Annotated in this window: 16 protein-coding genes and 1 pseudogene; 8 read left to right on the forward strand and 9 right to left on the reverse strand. The window is 71.1% G+C overall.

Annotation, left to right across the window (positions count from 1 at the left end):
* The first annotated feature begins 18 nt into the window (after positions 1–18).
* The 4 genes from ACIGQF_RS15915 to ACIGQF_RS15930 all read left to right on the forward strand — a co-directional run bounded on the left by ACIGQF_RS15915 (position 19) and on the right by ACIGQF_RS15930 (position 4,481).
* Positions 19–879 carry a bifunctional DNA primase/polymerase gene (locus tag ACIGQF_RS15915; protein ID WP_399710329.1) on the forward strand — a complete coding sequence of 287 codons (861 nt, stop codon included), beginning with the start codon at positions 19–21 and terminating at the stop codon, positions 877–879.
* 1 nt (position 880) lies between these two features.
* Positions 881–2,356 (forward strand): ATP-binding protein, encoded by a 1,476-nt coding sequence (locus ACIGQF_RS15920; protein ID WP_399710331.1) that lies wholly within the window; start codon positions 881–883, stop codon positions 2,354–2,356.
* Between the two features lie 501 nt (positions 2,357–2,857).
* Positions 2,858–3,094, forward strand: coding sequence for a helix-turn-helix domain-containing protein (locus ACIGQF_RS15925; RefSeq protein ID WP_399710333.1), 237 nt, complete (start codon positions 2,858–2,860; stop codon positions 3,092–3,094).
* A gap of 76 nt (positions 3,095–3,170) precedes the next feature.
* The gene (locus ACIGQF_RS15930; RefSeq protein WP_399710335.1) at positions 3,171–4,481 is read left to right on the forward strand and encodes a tyrosine-type recombinase/integrase; all 1,311 of its coding nucleotides are present in this window, start codon (positions 3,171–3,173) and stop codon (positions 4,479–4,481) included.
* A gap of 132 nt (positions 4,482–4,613) precedes the next feature.
* On the opposite strand, the gene ACIGQF_RS15935 is transcribed toward ACIGQF_RS15930, so the two are convergent.
* The 4 genes from ACIGQF_RS15935 to ACIGQF_RS15950 all read right to left on the reverse strand — a co-directional run bounded on the left by ACIGQF_RS15935 (position 4,614) and on the right by ACIGQF_RS15950 (position 7,982).
* Positions 4,614–5,792, reverse strand: a complete 1,179-nt coding sequence (locus ACIGQF_RS15935; protein WP_399710337.1) for a C40 family peptidase — start codon at positions 5,790–5,792, stop codon at positions 4,614–4,616.
* A gap of 129 nt (positions 5,793–5,921) precedes the next feature.
* A complete protein-coding gene (locus ACIGQF_RS15940; RefSeq protein WP_361555548.1) occupies positions 5,922–6,188 on the reverse strand; it encodes a hypothetical protein in 267 nt (88 codons plus the stop codon).
* 47 nt (positions 6,189–6,235) lie between these two features.
* Positions 6,236–6,976, reverse strand: coding sequence for a TetR/AcrR family transcriptional regulator (locus ACIGQF_RS15945; RefSeq protein ID WP_399710340.1), 741 nt, complete (start codon positions 6,974–6,976; stop codon positions 6,236–6,238).
* A 61-nt stretch (positions 6,977–7,037) separates the two neighbouring features.
* The gene (locus ACIGQF_RS15950; RefSeq protein WP_399710342.1) at positions 7,038–7,982 is read right to left on the reverse strand and encodes a diiron oxygenase; all 945 of its coding nucleotides are present in this window, start codon (positions 7,980–7,982) and stop codon (positions 7,038–7,040) included.
* Between the two features lie 168 nt (positions 7,983–8,150).
* Between ACIGQF_RS15950 and ACIGQF_RS15955 the strand changes: the two genes are divergently transcribed.
* Both ACIGQF_RS15955 and ACIGQF_RS15960 read left to right on the forward strand, forming a co-directional pair.
* A complete protein-coding gene (locus ACIGQF_RS15955) occupies positions 8,151–9,257 on the forward strand; it encodes a ferritin-like domain-containing protein (protein ID WP_399710344.1) in 1,107 nt (368 codons plus the stop codon).
* Between the two features lie 53 nt (positions 9,258–9,310).
* Complete coding sequence (locus tag ACIGQF_RS15960; protein ID WP_399710959.1) at positions 9,311–9,682, forward strand: hypothetical protein; 372 nt, start codon at positions 9,311–9,313, stop codon at positions 9,680–9,682.
* A 9-nt stretch (positions 9,683–9,691) separates the two neighbouring features.
* Here ACIGQF_RS15960 and ACIGQF_RS15965 read toward each other — a convergent pair.
* From ACIGQF_RS15965 to ACIGQF_RS15985, 5 genes and pseudogenes are all read right to left on the reverse strand, one after another.
* A pseudogene (locus tag ACIGQF_RS15965) lies at positions 9,692–10,108 on the reverse strand (DUF3291 domain-containing protein); the annotation flags it as partial.
* Positions 10,109–10,226: 118 nt separating this feature from the next.
* Positions 10,227–11,039: an ABC transporter ATP-binding protein gene (locus ACIGQF_RS15970; protein ID WP_399710346.1), complete on the reverse strand. Its 813-nt coding sequence runs from the start codon at positions 11,037–11,039 to the stop codon at positions 10,227–10,229.
* Between the two features lie 71 nt (positions 11,040–11,110).
* Positions 11,111–11,569 carry an HD domain-containing protein gene (locus ACIGQF_RS15975; protein ID WP_399710348.1) on the reverse strand — a complete coding sequence of 153 codons (459 nt, stop codon included), beginning with the start codon at positions 11,567–11,569 and terminating at the stop codon, positions 11,111–11,113.
* 68 nt (positions 11,570–11,637) lie between these two features.
* The gene (locus ACIGQF_RS15980) at positions 11,638–13,095 is read right to left on the reverse strand and encodes a penicillin-binding transpeptidase domain-containing protein (protein ID WP_399710350.1); all 1,458 of its coding nucleotides are present in this window, start codon (positions 13,093–13,095) and stop codon (positions 11,638–11,640) included.
* 84 nt (positions 13,096–13,179) lie between these two features.
* Entirely contained in the window at positions 13,180–14,766 is a 1,587-nt protein-coding gene (locus tag ACIGQF_RS15985) for an FtsW/RodA/SpoVE family cell cycle protein (RefSeq protein WP_399710352.1), read from the reverse strand.
* Positions 14,767–14,974: 208 nt separating this feature from the next.
* Between ACIGQF_RS15985 and ACIGQF_RS15990 the strand changes: the two genes are divergently transcribed.
* Positions 14,975–16,261, forward strand: a complete 1,287-nt coding sequence (locus ACIGQF_RS15990) for a cytochrome P450 (protein ID WP_399710354.1) — start codon at positions 14,975–14,977, stop codon at positions 16,259–16,261.
* A gap of 198 nt (positions 16,262–16,459) precedes the next feature.
* Positions 16,460–17,191, forward strand: a complete 732-nt coding sequence (locus tag ACIGQF_RS15995; RefSeq protein ID WP_399710356.1) for a FadR/GntR family transcriptional regulator — start codon at positions 16,460–16,462, stop codon at positions 17,189–17,191.
* Positions 17,192–17,329 lie beyond the last annotated feature (138 nt).

The following is a 17,329-nucleotide window of genomic DNA, read 5'->3' on the forward strand; positions in this document are numbered from 1 at the left end:
GACATGGAGGACTCCAGGATGACCCAACCCACCGACATTCGGCGAGACGCTGAGCCGCTCAGGACCGCGCTGCAGCTGGCGGAGGCCGGTATCCCGGTGCTGCCGCTGCGGGCGGGCAAGCTCCCGTTCGGCAACTGCCGCACCTGCGCCGGCAGCGCCTGTGGTGACCGGCCGAACATGTTGGCCGCCGGTCCCTGCCAGTGCCCCAAGGTCTGCCACGCCTGGGCCGCCGCCACCACCGACCCGCGCGTGCTCGCCTCCCCGGCCTGGGCTGCGGCGTGGCGGCAGGCTGCGGCCGTCGCCTACCACCCTGGCGGCACCGGGCTGACGGTCGTGGACCTCGACAATCCGGCCGCCGTCGCCTGGGCCCGGCAGGCCCTGCCGCCCACCCGCACGGTGCCGACGACGCGCGGGGAGCACTGGATCTACCGCGGAACGATGCAGTCCTCCAACGGCGTCCGGCCCGGCGTGGACATCAAGTCGTCCATGTCCTACGCCCGCTGGCTGGGCCCCGGCACCGGCGCCATGACGGCGCTGCCGGACGAGGTGCGCGCGCTGGTCGTGAAGGAGCCCGGCCCGGCCCGGCCCGCACAGCAGGCCGTCAGCGTGCCGGCCGGGCGGGGCGAGTGCCGGCACCGCACGCCCGTCTACCTGGAGCGCGGGATCGCCATGGCCGAGCAGCGCATCACCGAAGCCCGCGAGGCGATCCACACCACCGTCTACCGCACCTTCCTCGCCGTGCTGTCCGCCCACGGCCGATGCGGCTGCCTGACCGAGGCCCACGTCGAGCGGCTGTTCGCCGCCGCGCAGGCCAAGGGCGAGCGGCCCCGGCACTGCACGGAGGCGTGGACCAACGCCCGCACCACGTTGGGACTGTGACATGTCCGAGGACGACAAGACCCCGGCCCGCGAGGTCATCACCGACTACGCCCAGGCCCACTTCCGCTACTTCCGCACCGCCGACGGAACCGTCTACGCACAGAAGAACGGCCACCCCGTCGCCCGCCCCATCCGCTCCCAAGGCACCACCGGCAGCCACCGCCAGGAACTCATGATCGGCCTGTTCAAGGACGGGCGGGGCGTATTCAACGGCACCGCCCTCAAGGAGGCGTTGGACTTGATCGAAGCACTTGCGCTCACCGAGGACACCCAGCCCGTCCACATCCGCGTCGCCCCCGGCTTCGACGGCGCGACCTGGCTGGACCTGGGCCGCAACGACGGCAAGTCCGTCCGCATCCACCCCACCGGCTGGGACATCCTCACCCCCGACCCGCGGGAGGTGCGCTGGCGGCGCACCCAGCTCACCGGGGAACTGCCCCTGCCGGCCAAGGACACCGACGGCAAGGGCATCGACCTCCTGCTGAGGCTGTGCAACTTCGCCAGCGCCGAGACCGAATGCCTGGCCCTCGCCTGGCTGATCGGCTGCCTGGAGCCGTCCGTGCCCGTCCCCGCCCCCTTCCTCACCGGCCCCCAGGGCGCGGGCAAGTCCACCGGCGGCCGCATGCTCGTGAGGATCATCGAGGGCATGAGCGGCGACCTGCGCCGCGCGCCGAAGGACGAGGAGAACCTGATCGCGGCCGTGGCCGCCGGGTGGGTCACCGCCCTGGACAACCTCTCTCACCTGACCCCGGACCTCTCCGACCTCATGTGCTGCATCGTCACCGGCGCCGAGACCATCAAGCGCGCCCTGTTCACCGACGGGGACGTGGTGCGCTCCCGCTACCGCCGTCCCCTGCTGCTGACCGGTATCGACGTGGGCGTCGTCCGCCCCGACCTCGCCGAACGCCTCCTGCCGCTGCGCCTGGAGCGGCCCAAGGTCCGGCGGACCGAGGCCGAGCTGTGGTCAGAGTTCGAAGAGGCGCTGCCCGTGATCCTCGGCTCCCTCCTGGACCTCACCGTCCAGGTACGCGCGGCCCAGGCCGACATCCCCACCGACCTGCGCATGGCCGACTTCGCGCACCTGTGCGCGCAGCTCGACGCCGCCACCGGCCTCGGCGCGCTGGGCGCCTACCGGGCCAGCCTGGACGACCTCAACGACGACGTCATTGAAGGCGACCTCCTGGCCCAGACCGTGCTCAAGCACGCCGCCGGCCTCGAAGCGGGCGCCGAGGTACGCATGACGTCCTCGGAGTGGCTGCACTGCCTCACCGGCCTCTACACCGGCGAGGACTTCCGCCCCCTGCCCAAGGGCTGGCCGACCACCGGCAAGGTCCTCTCCGACCGGCTCAAGCGCCTCCAGCCCACCCTCGCCGCCCGGGGCGTCCTCGTCGACTGGGGCCGCACCAGCGCGGCCCGCTACATCGAGATGACCCGACGCCCCACCCCGCCGCCGCACCAGCAAGAGCACATGCTCTGACCGCGCGGTACCTGCACAAGCAAGAGGAGCACCCCGCACCACGCCCGGGGTGCTCCTCTTGCTCTTCGGCGCCTCGGCGCCGCCCGAAGGTCGCGCCGCGAAGCGGCTCCCTCTTCACGCCCTAAGGCGCGCACTACAACAGACACCCCCTTCTCTTTTCCTAAGAGAAGAAACGCTGCGTCACCCACGTCACCCAAGGACAGAAAACGGCGTCTGACCTGCCGCTACAAGCGGTGACGCAGGACGGCCGTGGCTGCGTCACCCCGCGTCACTCGCGTCATCCGTGACGAACGCCTGCGTCACCGGTGACGTACCCCAGCGCCTTCGCGTCACCCAAAGTCGCAGGTCAGGCGTAGGGACGTCGCAGGTGACGCGGTGACGCAGAAATCCGAACCTCGGACAGACACGGGCTCCTGGCCCGATCGTCCACAGAACCGCCCCGCACAAACCCGCAGCACACGTCAGGACCAACCTCACCGCGAACACTCGCCAGGAGGAGCCTTGGCCACACCCTCCACAGACCCTCGCGCCGCTCTGCGCGCTGGCCTCCCGGACCGCTACCTCACCCCAGACGACATCGCCGAGATCTTCGAGGTACCGAAAGAGACCGTCTACCAGTGGCGTAGGAAGCGCATCGGTCCGCCTGGCTTCCGCGTCGGCAAGCACATTCGCTACGACCCCGCCGACGTGCACGCCTACGTGACCGAACGCAAGGGCGTCGATCAGGCCGCCGCCTAAACGAACACCCCAACCCCCAGGGAGAGCCGCGGTCAGCGGCTCTCCCTGCTGCTTGTCGAGAGAGGACCGCCACCGCATGGCAGGCCACATCCAAGACCGCTGGTTCAAGACGGAGAAGTCTGCCGACGGCACGACTGATCGCGTCAGGACGAACCGGTACGGCACCGGCCAGCGGTACCGCGCGCGCTATATCGGCCCAGACGGTACCGAGAAGTCGAAGAGCTTTCCCGACGGTCAGAAGCGCCTCGCGGAAAAGTGGCTGACGAAGACCGCTGCGGACATGTCGAGCGGTCAGTACATCGACCCACGCGCGGCCAAGACGACGTTCCAGCAGTACACCGAGAAGTGGCTCCAGACGCTCGGGGCCGACCCGAACACCATCGAGTCCATGAACTCTCAGCTCAAGCGGCACGCCTTCCCGTATATCGGCTCGCGCCCACTCGGATCGTTCAAGCCCGAGCACATCCGTGAGTGGGTGGCAGCGCTCGAAGCGAGCGTGCCCGGTTCCTACGGCCGGGCCATCTACGCGAACGTCCGCGCTGCCTTGAGTGCTGCCGTCGATGACGGTTACCTCAACCGCAACCCGGTCTCCGCTCGTTCTGTGAAGCCGCCGGCGCTTGACCCCAAGCGCGTGATGCCGTGGTCCGCTGAGCGCGTGTTCGCCGTCCAGGCCGCGATGCCTGAGCGGTACCGCCCCATGGTCGACCTTGGCGCAGGCTGCGGCATGCGGCAGGGCGAGATCCTGGGAATCGCTGTCGACGCGCTGGACTTCGACAGCGACACGCTGCACGTGGTCCAGCAGCTCAAACTCAGCAGGAGCAAGCCCGTGTTCGCGCTGCCGAAGGGCGGCAAGACGCGGGACGTTCCGCTCCCTGGGCCGGTGGCCGATGCGCTCAGGGCCCACATGAAGCAGTTCCCACCCGTCGAGATCACGCTTCCCTGGAAGGCGCCCGAAGGGGAGAAGGTGACCAAGCAGCTCATCTTCGTGGCGCCCGGCGGCAACCACGTGTGGCGCACGACCTTGAACGAGCATGCGTGGAAGCCCGCTCTCGTCGCGGCCGGCGTCATTGCTGAACCCGAGACGAAGGAGGACGGCTACGCCGCGGCTCGCGAGCACGGCATGCACGCGCTGCGGCACTTCTACGCGTCGGCGCTTCTGGACGGAGGGGAGAACATCAAGGCCGTGAGTGAGTACCTTGGGCACAGCAACGCAGCGCTGACTCTTCGGATCTACGCGCACCTCATGCCGAGCAGCCAGGAGCGTACGCGGAAGGCGATCGCGACCGTCTACAGCGAGGCCCAACGATCGGCCCCACGGCCCACGGACGGCCCACGGGTCCCCGCTCAGCCTCGAATCGGCGATAAATCGCAGGTGGCAGACCTGTAGCGCCGTGAAGTGGTTTCTCTGAGCCGGAGAAGACGAACGCATACCTGGCGTCGCTGACGTCCTGACGCGACGGTCTCGCAAGGACGGGGCGGCTTCCTCGGGGGGAGCCGCCCCGCTGTCGTGTGCGGACCGTCAGTTCCCGGGCGCGGAAGAGTTGCCGTACCCGGTGTCGTCGCCGTCCGTGGCGCCGTCCGGGAGCTCGGGCGGGGTGTAGTCCTTCAGGCTCGGGGCGTTTTCGTCGGGGCGGACGGCGCCGAGGAGGGGGTTGGCGGCGATCGGGGAGATCTTGACCTGGGCGTTGGGGCGCGGGGCCTGGACGACCATGCCGTCGCCGATGTACATCGCCACGTGCGTCGCGCCCGGGAAGTAGATCACCAGGTCGCCGGGGCGGAGCTCGCGCAGGCTGACGTGCGGCAGCTGCTTCCACTGCTCCTGGCTCGTGCGGGGGATGGGCTTCCCGGCGTGCGCCCAGGCCTGGCTGGTCAGCCCGGAGCAGTCGAAGGAGTCCGGGCCCTCGGCGCCCCAGACGTACGGCTTGCCGACCTGTGTCAGGGCGTACGCCATGGCCCGCTGTCCGCCCTTCGACGGGGCCTGCGGGCCGCCGAGCTTGCCGGAGCCGAGGAACGCCCGCTGTGCGTCCTTCATGTCGGCCCGCTCCAGCCGGCTCAGCTCCGCCAGCTGCTCCGGGGAGAGGGAGGAGAGCATGGCCTCCACCTCGCGCAGCCGGCTCTCGACCTGCGCCTTCTGCTTCTTCTGCTTCTTGGCCAGGGACTTCTTCTTGTCCAGCGCCTTCTTCGCGTCGGTCGCCAGCTGGTCGGCCTTCTTGGCGCTGCCGGCGAGCCGGGTGACGGTGTCGGCCTGGTGACCCGCCGCCTCCTTGAGCAGATGGCCGCGGTCCAGCGCCTGCTCGGGGTCCCTGGAGAGCAGGAACTGCACGTACGGGGAGAGGCCGCCGGGTCCGGAGCCGGTGTACTGCTCGCGCGCCAGCCGGCCGGCGTCCGCGCGGCCCTGCGCCAGGTCGGCGCGGGCGTCCTTCAGCCGACCGTCCAGCTTCTCGGACCGCTTCGCCTGCGCCTTGAGGTCCTCTTCGGTGGCGTTGTACGCCTCGCTGGCCGCCTCCGTCTGCTGGTACAGCTTCTGCAGCCGGGTCAGCAGCTCGCTGACGGGGATGTCGGGCGGCGCGGCGGGCCGCGCCGCCGCGTACCCGGGAGCCGCGGGCAGTGCCGCGGCGGCAGCGCCCAGCAGAGCCACCGTCCCCACCGACCGCCGGAACCGTCCCCGCACCCTGCACCTCCGCTCTGGACCGACCATCCGACTGGTTCGGATGGTGCCACGCGGCACACCTGCCCGCTCAGGGAGCGGGCGAACCGGGGGACGGGCGTCACCCGATCAGCCGCCGTCGTGCGAGGGAAGAACGCCCGGCGGCCGCCGGAAGTTCCGTCAATGTCTCCGCGACCACGGCCACTTGGGCCGCCCCTCACCCGGCCGCGCATCCGCCGCGTACGTGTACACCCAGCCGCGCGGCAGCCCCAGCCGTCCGGCGGGTCCCGGCTCGCGCCGGTAGACGTGCACCGTGTCCGGCGCGCCGTCCGTGCCCGGGACCGGGATCTCGTACCGGGCGGGCGGCCGGCCGGTCGCGCCGACCAGGACCGGCAGCACCCGGCCGTCCAGGGGGCCGCCGACGAAGGGCGTGTTCTCGCTTCTCACGCGGTCAGTGTCACATCAGGGCCGCGCCCGGCAGCCGGGCACTGGGCTCAGAGCAGGTGGGCGGCGTCCCCGAAGGCCGGTGCCAGCCGCCGTACGAGGGTGCCGACCGGGCCCTCGCGGGTCTCGGCCGCCAGCGCGACGGCCGCGATCCGCGCGGTCTCCTCGTCCGTCGCCGAGGTCACGACGATCAGCGCCACGAAGTGGTCGACCAGCCAGTCGCGCAGCTCGTCCAGCGGCGGCTGCTTCTCCTCGTCCACCCAGATCAGCGAGGCGGCCTCGACGGCGGTGAGCCATGTACGGACCATCATCCGCAGCCGGGGGCCCGGCTCGGGCGCGCCGAGGTGGTGCAGGATCTGCTCGGCGGCGGTGCGCCGCACCTCGTCGACGATGGCGTCGGTACGGGCCGTCTCCACCACGCTGCCGCCCTGGAGCAGGGCGCTGAACCCGGCGTCGTGCTGGTCGACGAAGGCGAGGTAGCGGTCCAGGGCGCGGCCCAGCCGCTGGGTCAGCGGGCCGGTCTCCGCCTCGGCGAAGCAGCCTTCGAGGTCGTCGGCCGCGCTGCGCAGCGCGGCCTCGTACAACTGCTGCTTGCCGCCTGGGAAGTACCGGTAGACCAGCGGCCGGGAGACCTCGGCGGCGTTCGCCACATCGTCCAACGACACGTCCTCCGGCGCCCGTTGCGCGAAGAGGCCGAGCGCCGCCGTCAGCAGCTGGGCACGCCGCTCCGCCACGCTCAGCCGCCGGTAGGCGGGGCGGGGGACTGTTGGGGCGGTGCCGCTGCCGTTCATGAACAGCAGCGTAACCGTCCCGTTCGCCGCCGGCCGGGGGTGGTTGGTCTCCGTCGCCTCCTCAGGCCAGCAGGCCGGAGCTCTGCCAGAGCTTGCGGCCGGGGCCGCGCAGGACGCCGATCTCGTCCAGGAAGTCGGTCAGCCGCTTGGCGCCGGTCTGCATGACCTCGCGCCGGTGGCCGCTGGCCTTCACCTGGGCGACGGCTTCCGCGCGGTTCAGCCCGACGTTCGTGTAGACCATCGGATTGATGAACGCCTGCGAGAAGACGCGGGCGAACTCGCCGGAGGTGAGCCGGGTGAACTCGCAGCTCCATCGGGGCGCGGTGGTCATCTGGCGGCGCAGTTCCTCACGGGCGTACCGGACGTGCCGCGCCTCCTCCACGACGTGGATCCGGGTCACGCCGCGGACCAGCGGCTGGATGCGCTCGTCGGGGAAGGTGAGCCGCTGCATCCAGTCCAGGATCTCCTCGCCGAGGAGGGTCGCGGTGAACGAACCGGGCGTGGTGGAGACCGTCTTGAAGAGCCGGCCGAGGTTGTGGTGGGTCTTCGAGACGGGGTAGACGGGCGCCCCGCTGCGGCTTATCAGCCTGGCGAACATGTTGGAGTGCCGGCACTCGTCGGCTATCTCGGTGAGCGCGTAGCGGACGTGCGAGCTGGTCGGTGACTTGTCGTAGATGTGCCGGGTGAGCAGCTGCATCAGGATGATCTCGAACCAGATCCCGAGGGACGCCAGGGACGCCGCCTCGTGCTTGGAGAGTTCGATGCGCTGCTCTTCGGGCATGCGATGCCACAGCGGGGTGTCGTAGAGGGAGACCAGCTCCGGAGGCCAGAACCACTTCCCCTCCTCCATCGGCGCGTCCCAGTCCAGCTCGGTGTCCGGGTCGAACGAGTGCTTCGCGGAGGAGTCCAGCAGGCGCTCGGCGACCTGCTCGCGGTCCTTGAGCAGTCCGAGTGCGTCCCGCAGGATCCCGGTCTCCGCCGTACTGATGTCGGGAGCTGTCGTCATGGCTGTGGGTACCTCGCTCGTGGGGTTACCGGCGGTCACGTTTTATGAGACTGCGCGTCAGTAAGGGCGTCAATCCCCCGCGCGCGACTTATTGACCCGTCGGTAAGGTGCGTGTGAGCCTGCCAACTACCGGACGCGCCGCGGCGTTCGGACCCGAGGAGGCTCCCCATGTCCACGCATGACCTCTACGTCACCGGCCCGGGCGAGTCGCTGTGGCAGGTGCCCGCGACCGGCGCGGCCCGCTTCACCTGGGAGTACGACGACGGCCGCGACCGCCTCCTCGCCCTGTACAAGAAGGGCAAGGACAAGCAGTGGGACGCGGACCTGCGGATCGACTGGGACCTGGAGGTCGATCCGCACGACCCGCTCGGCACGCCCGACGAGTCCATGTCCCTGTACGGCACGAAGTACTGGGACCGGATGTCGCAGAAGGAGCGCGGGGAGCTGCGGCAGCACTACACCTCCTGGCAGTTCAGCCAGTTCCTCCACGGTGAGCAGGGGGCGATGGTCTGCGCGGCGCGGATCGTCGAGTCGGTGCCGGACCTGGACGCGAAGTTCTACTCGGCGACCCAGACCATGGACGAGGCGCGGCACGCCGAGATCTACAGCCGCTTCCTCCAGGAGAAGATCGGGATGCTCTACCCGATCAACGACAACCTGCAGTCGCTGCTGAACGACACCCTCAAGGACTCCCGCTGGGACATGCCCTACCTCGGCATGCAGGTCCTCATCGAGGGCCTGGCGCTGGCCGCCTTCGGCATGATCCGCGACACGACGAACAAGCCGCTCCCGAAGCAGATACTCGCCTACGTCATGCAGGACGAGGCCCGTCACGTCGCCTTCGGGCGGATGGCGCTGCGCGACTACTACAAGCAGCTCACCGAGGCCGAGCTGCGCGAGCGCGAGGACTTCGTCATCGAGGGCTGCTACCTGATGCGCGACCGGCTGCGCGGCCTCGAAGTGCTGGAGAACTGGGGCATACCCAAGGCGGAGGCCGAGGAGTTCACCGAGCAGTCCGAGTTTCTGCACCTCTTCCGGAAGCTGCTCTTCAGCCGCATCGTCCCGTGCGTGAAGGACATCGGCCTGTGGGGCAAGCGGCTCCAGCAGACCTACCTCGACATGGGCGTCTTCGACCTCGGCGACTCCAACCTGGACCTGCTGATGGCCCAGGACGAGGAGGTGGCCGAGAAGCTGGACGCGGAACGGTTCGCGGCCGAGGAGGCGGCCCGCACCGCCGAGGTGGCCGAGGCGATCAGCCGCGGCGGCGCCGCGTAGTGTCCGGCAGACCCCGGCGGCCCGGCCTGCCGCGGTCGGCGTCCGGCTGGACGATGGCCGTCTTCGGCGCCTGCGCCCTGGTGATGGGCGCGGTCGGGCTGCTCGCGCCCGGCGCGCTGCTCGCCTCGCTCGGCTTCGCCGACCCGGCCGTACGCGCCCCCGCCGACCACACCCGCGCCTTCCTCACCGCGTCCTCGATGGCCTCGTTCAACATGGGCGCGTACTACCTGCTCGCCGCCGCGGCCGACTGGCGGGCCTTCTTCCGCTGGACCGTGCCTTTCCGCCTGTTGACCTGCGCCGTCTTCACGGGTGTCGTGATCGGCGGCGCGGTGCCGGCGGGTTTCCTGGGTGTGGGCCTGTGGGAGGGCGCGGGCGCGGCGGCGACCGGGTACGCGCTGTTCAGGGAGCGGCGGGCGACGGCGTAGTGCGTGCTGCCCCGGAGGCCGGAACGTCGTACGGAGGCTGAAGGCGTGCGGGGGCGGGCCGTGCTCCCGCAGGTGCAGCAGGCGCTCCTCGGCCTCCGCGACGGTCGGCTCGTGGCCCGGCGCGACCCACCACAGCGCGGTCATCGCCTCGTCGGTCTTCTCGAACCGTTCGCGGCGCCGCGCCGGGAACTCCCGGTGCAGCCCGGTGTACATGAAGGTGGTGGGCGCGGGCAGGTCCCGCCACACCGACATGTTCACGATCAGCCACTCGTCGCCGAAAGCGGTGATGTCGGTGGCGTTCCCGCCCTCCGACTTCAGCCGCCACAGGAAGCCCTCGGCGGCCTCGGCGAGCGCGTTCACCGGGTCCAGCCCGTCGACGAACGCCTTGAGTTCGGGGGAGTCCAGCGAAGCCTTGAGTCGGGCGATGTTGACCTGGGCGAGTAGGGGTAAGGGCGCGGGCTGCGGCGTTGCCGGGGATGACGTGACCGTGCCCGCACCCTGGCGACGGGGTGCGGGCACGGTCAGCGGGCCGTCCGCAACGTATTCAGCGGCGTCCCGAGCGGGCCAGCCAGCGGCCCTCGTGGCGGGTGACCTCGATCGGGCGGCCGAAGCACGCCGTCATCCCGTCCCCGGTCAGCACCTCCTCGACCGGCCCCTTCGCCTGGACGCGGCCCTCGCGGAGCAGTACCGCGTGGCTGATGGCCGGCGACAGCTCCTCCAGGTGGTGGGTCACGGTGATCGTCGCCAGCTCCGGCCGGTTCAGGGCCAGTTGGTGCATGGTGTCGATCAGGTCCTCGCGGGACGGCAGGTCGAGCGCGTTGAACGGCTCGTCGAGCAGCAGCAGCGAGGGGTCGGCCATCAGAGCGCGGGCGATGAGCAGCCGGGCCCGCTGCCCGCCCGAGCACACCCCGTACGGCCGGTCCGCCAGATCCTTGCAGTCCAGCTCGGTCAGCAGCGCGTGGGCGCGCTCCCGCACGGCGTCGTCGTACTGCTTCCACAGCGGCTGCACGGTGCCGCTGGCGCCGGTGAGGACGACCGTGTGCCCGGGAAGGTCCTGCGGCACCTTCTGCGCGCTGGAGACCAGGCCGATCGCGGCCCGCAGCTCCCGTACGTCGACCGTGCCGAGCCGGTGCCCGAGCACCTCGACGGTGCCGGTGGTGGGGAACATCAGCGCCCCGACCAGGCGGAGGATGGTGGTCTTCCCGGCGCCGTTCGCGCCGAGCAGCGCCCAGTGCTCGCCGTTGCGTACGGACCAGTCGATGCCGTCGAGGATGACCTGGCCGGTGGTGATGCGGCGGACGCTCGCCCCCGAAAGGGCGGCGATCACACGCGCCTGGGTGTCGTCCGATGCGCTCATGCGCGGCAGGTTAGCTGCATTGGGCATGTTTATGCGGAGGTGTCCGGCCGATGGACGGCCGGACCGGTACGTCAGCCTTCGCCCAGCCCCAGCAGTCCCCGCATCCGCGCGTACTTCGCCGTCAGCCGGTCCCGGGTCGCCGGGTCCAGGGCGGCCAGCCGGTCCGGATTCGCGTTGTGCGCGAGGTCGGCCTCCTTGACCAGCAGCGCGCCGGGCGTGGCCAGGATCCGGGCCGCGTACTCCTCAGGCGGCTCGCCCGCCCGCTTCGTGACGGCCAGGATCATGTCCTTCGTGGCCTGCGTCAGCGCCGCCTCCGCCAGCCATTCCGCCGACAGCGCGTCGTCCTCCACCGAGTCGTGCAGCCACGCCGCCGCGATCTGCTCGGCGCTCCCGCCCCGCTGCCGCACTCCCGCCGCCACCGCGGCCAGATGCTCCGCGTACGGGCGCCCGGCCTTGTCCGTCTGCCCCTCGTGCGCGCGCCGCGCCAGCGCCTCCACCTCGGACAGTGTCAGCAATCCCGTGTCAGTCATGGGGGCATTGTCCCCTGGGGTACGGCGGACCGGGGCGCGCGGCGGGGCGGCGTGTGCGGAGCCCGGAGTCACTGGTCGAGCGCCGCGCGCATGACCTGCCGGGCGATCGGGGCCGCGCTGCCGCCGCCGCTGATGTCGGCGCGGTTCGCCGACGCGTCCTCGACCACGACGGCCACCGCGACGGCGGGAACCTCCGCGCCGTCCGCCTGCGCCCAGGAGACGAACCAGGCGTACGGCGTGCCGGAGTTGCCGACGCCGTGCTGGGCGGTGCCGGTCTTGCCGCCGACGGTCGCGCCGGGGATGGCCGCCTTCGTACCGGTGCCCTTGGTGACCACGTCGGTCATCAGCGCGCGGAGCCGGCGTGCGGTGTCCTCGCTCATCGCGCGGTGCAGGCGGCGCGAACGGGTGTGGGCGAGGGTGTTCCCCCGCGCGTCGGTCAGCCGGTCCACCAGGAACGGGCGCCGCAGGTCACCGTCGTTGGCGACCGCGGCGGCGACCATCGCCATCTGGAGCGGGGTGGCGGCGGTGTTGTACTGGCCGATGGAGGAGAGCGCGAGCTGCGCGTCGTTCATGTCGGTGTCGAAGGTGCTCTCGGCGACCCGGGACGGGATCATCAGCCCGTCGTCGTTGAAGCCGAACTTCTCGGCCGTGTCCGCCATTCCGTCCAGCCCGACGTCCACGCCCAGGCGCGCGAAGACGGTGTTGCAGGAGACCTCGAAGGCGTGCTGGAGCGAGGCGTCCTCGCAGCCGCCCGCCTCGTTGGTGAGCCGGGTGGAGGTGCCGGGCAGCGTGAACGGGCTCGGGGTGTCCGTGTCGGCGTCCGGGTCCTCCACGATGCCGTGGTCGAGCGCGGCCGCCGCGGTGACGACCTTGAACGTCGAGCCGGGCGGATAGGTCTGGCGCAGCGCCCGGTTGAGCATCGGCCGGTCGGCGGCCGCGTTGAGCCGGGTCCAGGCGCCGGTGGTGGCGGAGCCGCTGCCGGACAGCCGGCCCGGGTCGTACGAGGGCGTGCTGACCAGCGCGAGGATCTTCCCGGTCGCCGGCTCCACGGCGGCCACGGCGCCCTTCTTGCCGCCCAGGCCCTGGTACGCGGCCCGCTGCAGCGCCGGGACGATGGTGGTGACCACGTCACCGGCCGGCTGCTGTTCGCGGGTGACGGCGGTCCACAGCGGGACGGGCGCGAGCCGGGCGTCGGTGCCGGAGAGGATGCCGTCCTCGGCGTTCTCCAGGAGAGAGGTGCCGTAGACCTGCGAGGCGTACCCGGTGACCGGCGCGTACAGCGGGCCCTGGGTGTACGTACGGGCGTACCGCAGGGAGCCGCCGCTGTCCCGGGAGCCGGTCACGGGCCGGTCGCCGACCACGATGGAACCCCGTGGCTGGTCGTACCGCTGGAGGTCGGCCCGGCGGTTGGCGGGGTTGTGGGCGTACTCCTCGGAGTTGAGGAGCTGCACACGGGCGGCGTTCAGGAGCAGCAGGACCAGGAGGAGGAGACAGAACGCCGAGGTCCGGCGGATGTGGCGGATCATCGGCCGTCTCCGATCCGGCTGAGGGGGGAAGTCTTTGGGGTCACCGGTCGCCACCGATCCTGCGCAGGGGAGAGGTCACCGGGGTCACCTGGCGCCTCCGTTCCGGCGGCCGTTGCCGTTGCCGTTCCGGCGGGTGTTCCGGGCTCTGCGACGGCGCCGACTGCCGGGCTGCCCGTCGGCCCGCCCCCGGCGCCGTCCGCCGGCCGGCCCGGGGCCGTCGCCGTCGCCGGTGCCCTCGCCCGGATCGTGTCCGTCGCCGGGCGGGCCGGCGTCCCCGTCGGCCCCCGCCTCCGGCACCACCACCCGCGCGATCACTCCGGTGTCCGCGCGGACCGGCCGGGGCCGCCGCGCCCGGTCGCTGATGCGGACGAGCAGCGCGATCATGATCCAGTTGGTGACGACGGAGGAGCCGCCCTGGGCCAGGAACGGCATCGCCATCCCGGTGAGCGGGATCAGCCCCATCACCCCGCCCGCGATCACGAACACCTGGATGGCGAGGAGCGAGGACAGGCCGACCGCGAGCAGCCGGCCGAAGGGTTCGCGGATCGCCAGGCCCGCCCGGTAACCGCGCGCGACCAGCAGTGTGTAGAGGAGGAAGAGCGCGGTGAGGCCGGTGTACCCCAGCTCCTCGCCCGCCGTGGCCAGGATGAAGTCCGACTTCATGGCGAAGCCGATGAGCGCGGAGTGGCCCTGGCCCAGGCCGGTGCCGAGCATGCCGCCCGCGCCGAAGGCGAACAGCGACAGGGCGAGCTGGCTCGCGCCCTCGCCCCGCTCGATGCTCGCGAAGGGGTGCAGCCAGTCCGCGACACGGCTGTGCACGTGCGGCTCGACGCTGCCCACGGCGGCCGCGCCGACCGCGGCGAGCAGCAGCCCGACGGCGATCCAGCCGGTGCGCCCGGTGGCCGCGTACAGCAGGACGACGAAGACGCCGAAGAAGAGGAGAGAGGTGCCCAGGTCCCGTTCCAGCACCAGTACGGCCACGCTGATCAGCCAGATCGCCACGATGGGGCCGAGCACCCGCCCTGTGGGGAGCTGCATCCGCCACAGCCGGCGGCCGGTGTACGCCAGCGCGTGCCGGTTCGCCGCGAGGTAGGCCGCGAAGAAGACGCTGAGCAGGATCTTCGCGAACTCGCCGGGCTGGATGGAGAACCCGGCGAACCGGATCCAGATCTTCGCGCCGTTGACCGCGGGGAAGAGGATCGGCACGACCATCAGGACGAGCGCGGCGGCGACGCTGAGGTAGGCGTACCGCTGGAGCACCCGGTAGTCGCGCAGCAGCGCCAGTACGCCGATGAACAGCGCCACGCCGAGCGCGGACCAGATCAGCTGGGTGGGCGCCGCCTGGTCCTTCGGGGTCTCCTGGTCGAGCCGGAAGATCAGGACCAGGCCGAGGCCGTTGAGCAGGACCGCGATCGGCAGCAGCAGCGGATCGGCGTACGGCGCCCGGAACCGTACGGCGAGATGGCCGAGCAGTGCCAGTACGGCCAGCCCCGCGCCGTAGCTCGCGGCGCCGGCCGGGACGGTGCCGTGCCGCGCGAGGCCGACTTCGACGTAACCGTAGACGCTGATCAGGACGGCGCCGGCGAGCAGCAGCAGTTCGACGCCGCGGCGCCTGGGCAGCCGGATTCCTGGGGGAGGGGCGTCCGCCGTCGGGGCCGTGGTCGCGGTCATGTCAGGCAAAGTAGCAAGCGGCGGGGCGGATGCCACCGAGGACGATCATGATCAGGCCCCTGTGCCGCCGGTGTACGGGGTGGTGGGGGCAAGAGGGTGCAAAGGGCGGCTGACGGGGCGCACCGGGCGTAACAGACGTTCATCTTGTTATCACTTCGCTGCCAGGTCGCTTGGTCAGCACGGGTATCGGCCAGGCAGTATTGCGGGCATGACCAAAATCCGCTCGGGCGTCACCGCTTGGCTGGCCCGCAGATATCTCGCGCGGACTCAGAAAAAGGGCTTCGATCTGTCTCGAATGCCCTTCTTGCCCGAGTCCACCCTCATGCCGCTGCGTCGCCACGGCCTTGACCCGGTGGCCGACTTGTCGGAAGTACGGCAGAAGTCGCCGGTGAGCATCCTTCCCGTGCCACTCGCCTCCAATGTGTGGCTGGTCACCGGCTATGACGAGGTCAAGGAGGTGCTGGGCAAGGCGAAGGCCTTCAGCAGCGATTACACCAACCTCGTCGGCAATGCCGGCGCCGACGCCGGGAAGAACCCCGGTGGCCTGGGATTCGCCGACCCGCCGGACCACACCCGGCTGCGCCGGCTGCTCACCCCCGAATTCACCATGCGCCGGCTCAACCGGCTCACGCCCCGCATCCACGAGATCGTCGAGGACCGGCTGGCGGAAATGGAGCGCCTCGGGCGCTCGGGTGAGCCTGTCGACATCGTCCACACCTTTGCCCTGCCCATTCCCTCCCTCGTCATCTGTGAGCTGCTGGGAGTTCCTTACGAGGACCGCGCCGACTTCGAGCGGCTGAGCGCGGCCCGCTTCGACCTCTTCGGCGGCGCGAACGCCTCCTTCGGTGCCATATCGGAATCGCTCGCCTATTTCCAGGAGATCGTCAAGAAGGAGCGCAAGAATCCCGGTGACGGCCTGCTCGGCCAGATCGTCCGCGACCACGGCGACACCGTCACCGACGATGAGCTGGCCGGACTCGCCGACGGCGTGCTCACCGGCGGCTTCGAGACCACCGCGAGCATGCTCGCGCTCGGCGCCCTCGTCCTGCTGCGCGACCCCGACCACTTCGCGGCACTGAAGGACGGCGACGACGCCGCCGACCGCTATGTCGAGGAATTGCTCCGCTATCTCACCGTCGTACAGGTCGCCTTTCCCCGGTTCGCCCGGGAGGAGGTCGAAATCGGCGGCGTCCGCATGGCCCAGGGTGACGTCGTGCTGTGCTCGCTCAGCGGCGCGGACCGGGACGGAAAGCTCGGCCCGGACATGGAACGCTTCGATCCGGACCGCAAGGTCCCCTCGCACCTCGCATTCGGTTACGGAATCCACCGCTGCGTCGGCGCCGAGCTGGCCCGGATGGAACTCCGCGCCGCGTATCCGGCACTTGTCCGCAGATTCCCGAACATGCGGCTCGCCGTTCCGGAACAGGAACTGGCATTCCGCAAGCTGTCCATCGTCTACGGAGTGGAATCGCTGCCGGTACGCCTGCACGGCTGAGTGCGCGGGGCACCGGCCGGGGCGCCGGTGCCGGCGTGTGGGCGGCACCAAAAGGGGGATGCGCAGAGGGGGAACCACAGGGGGAACGAAAGCGTCAGATCCGACCGCAATCACGGCTTGACCTGCCGTGTGACATAGTTTTTCGGTGAGAGCGCCGGCCGATCAGGACGCAGTGCCGGGCCGACCAGGGAGTGACGGATGGCTGTCGAATGGCGACCCGTACGGCAGTCCCGTACGCACGAGCTCGTTCTCGAAAGCATCGAGGAGCGGGTGCTGGCCGGCGAGCTGAAGGCCGGTGACCGGCTGCCGCCCGAGCGTGAGCTGGCCCCGGTGCTGGGCGTCAGCCGCTCCGCGCTCCGCGAGGCGCTCCGCGTCCTGGAGACCATCGGCGTCCTGGTCGCCCAGGCCGGCCGCGGTCCCGACGCGGGCGCCCGGATCGTCCGGAACCCCGACGACGCGCTCGGCCGGTTGCTCCGCCTCCACTTCGCTCTCGGCAGCTACTGCCTGGAGGACGTCCTGGAGGCCCGCGTCACCCTGGAACGCTCCAGCTTCCACGCGGCCGCCGAGCACGCCGCCGCCGCGGATCTCGACGAGGCGGCGGAACTCGTCGCGCGGATGGCGTCGCCGGAGGTGAGCGTGGCGGAGTTCAACGACCTGGACACCCGGTTCCACGTCCAGATCGCCCACAGCTCCGGCAACGCGCTCACCTCCACCCTCACCTCCGCCGTCCGGGAGTCCGTCCGCCCGCTGATCCTGCGCGCCCTGGAGGCGGCCGAGGACTGGCCGGCGCCCGCTGCCGCACTCAACGCCGAGCACACCGAACTGCTCCGCCTGGTGCGGGCCGGCGACGGCGACGGCGCCGCCGACCTGGCCGAACGGCACATCCGGGGGTTCCACGGCACGCTGGTGGACGACGGCCCGGCGGACTGACCGCCGCCGGGGTCGCGCGCCCGCGCGACCCTTCCCTCCGTCTCGCCCGCTTCACCTCACCCGGCACTCCCCACGCTCACCCATCTCTAGTATGGTCCGACCATAAAGAGGTCGTACGACGCGGTCCCTGACGGCGCC

Source organism: Streptomyces sp. NPDC053560 (assembly GCF_044544605.1).
In the GTDB taxonomy this organism is placed as follows: Bacteria; Actinomycetota; Actinomycetes; order Streptomycetales; family Streptomycetaceae; genus Streptomyces.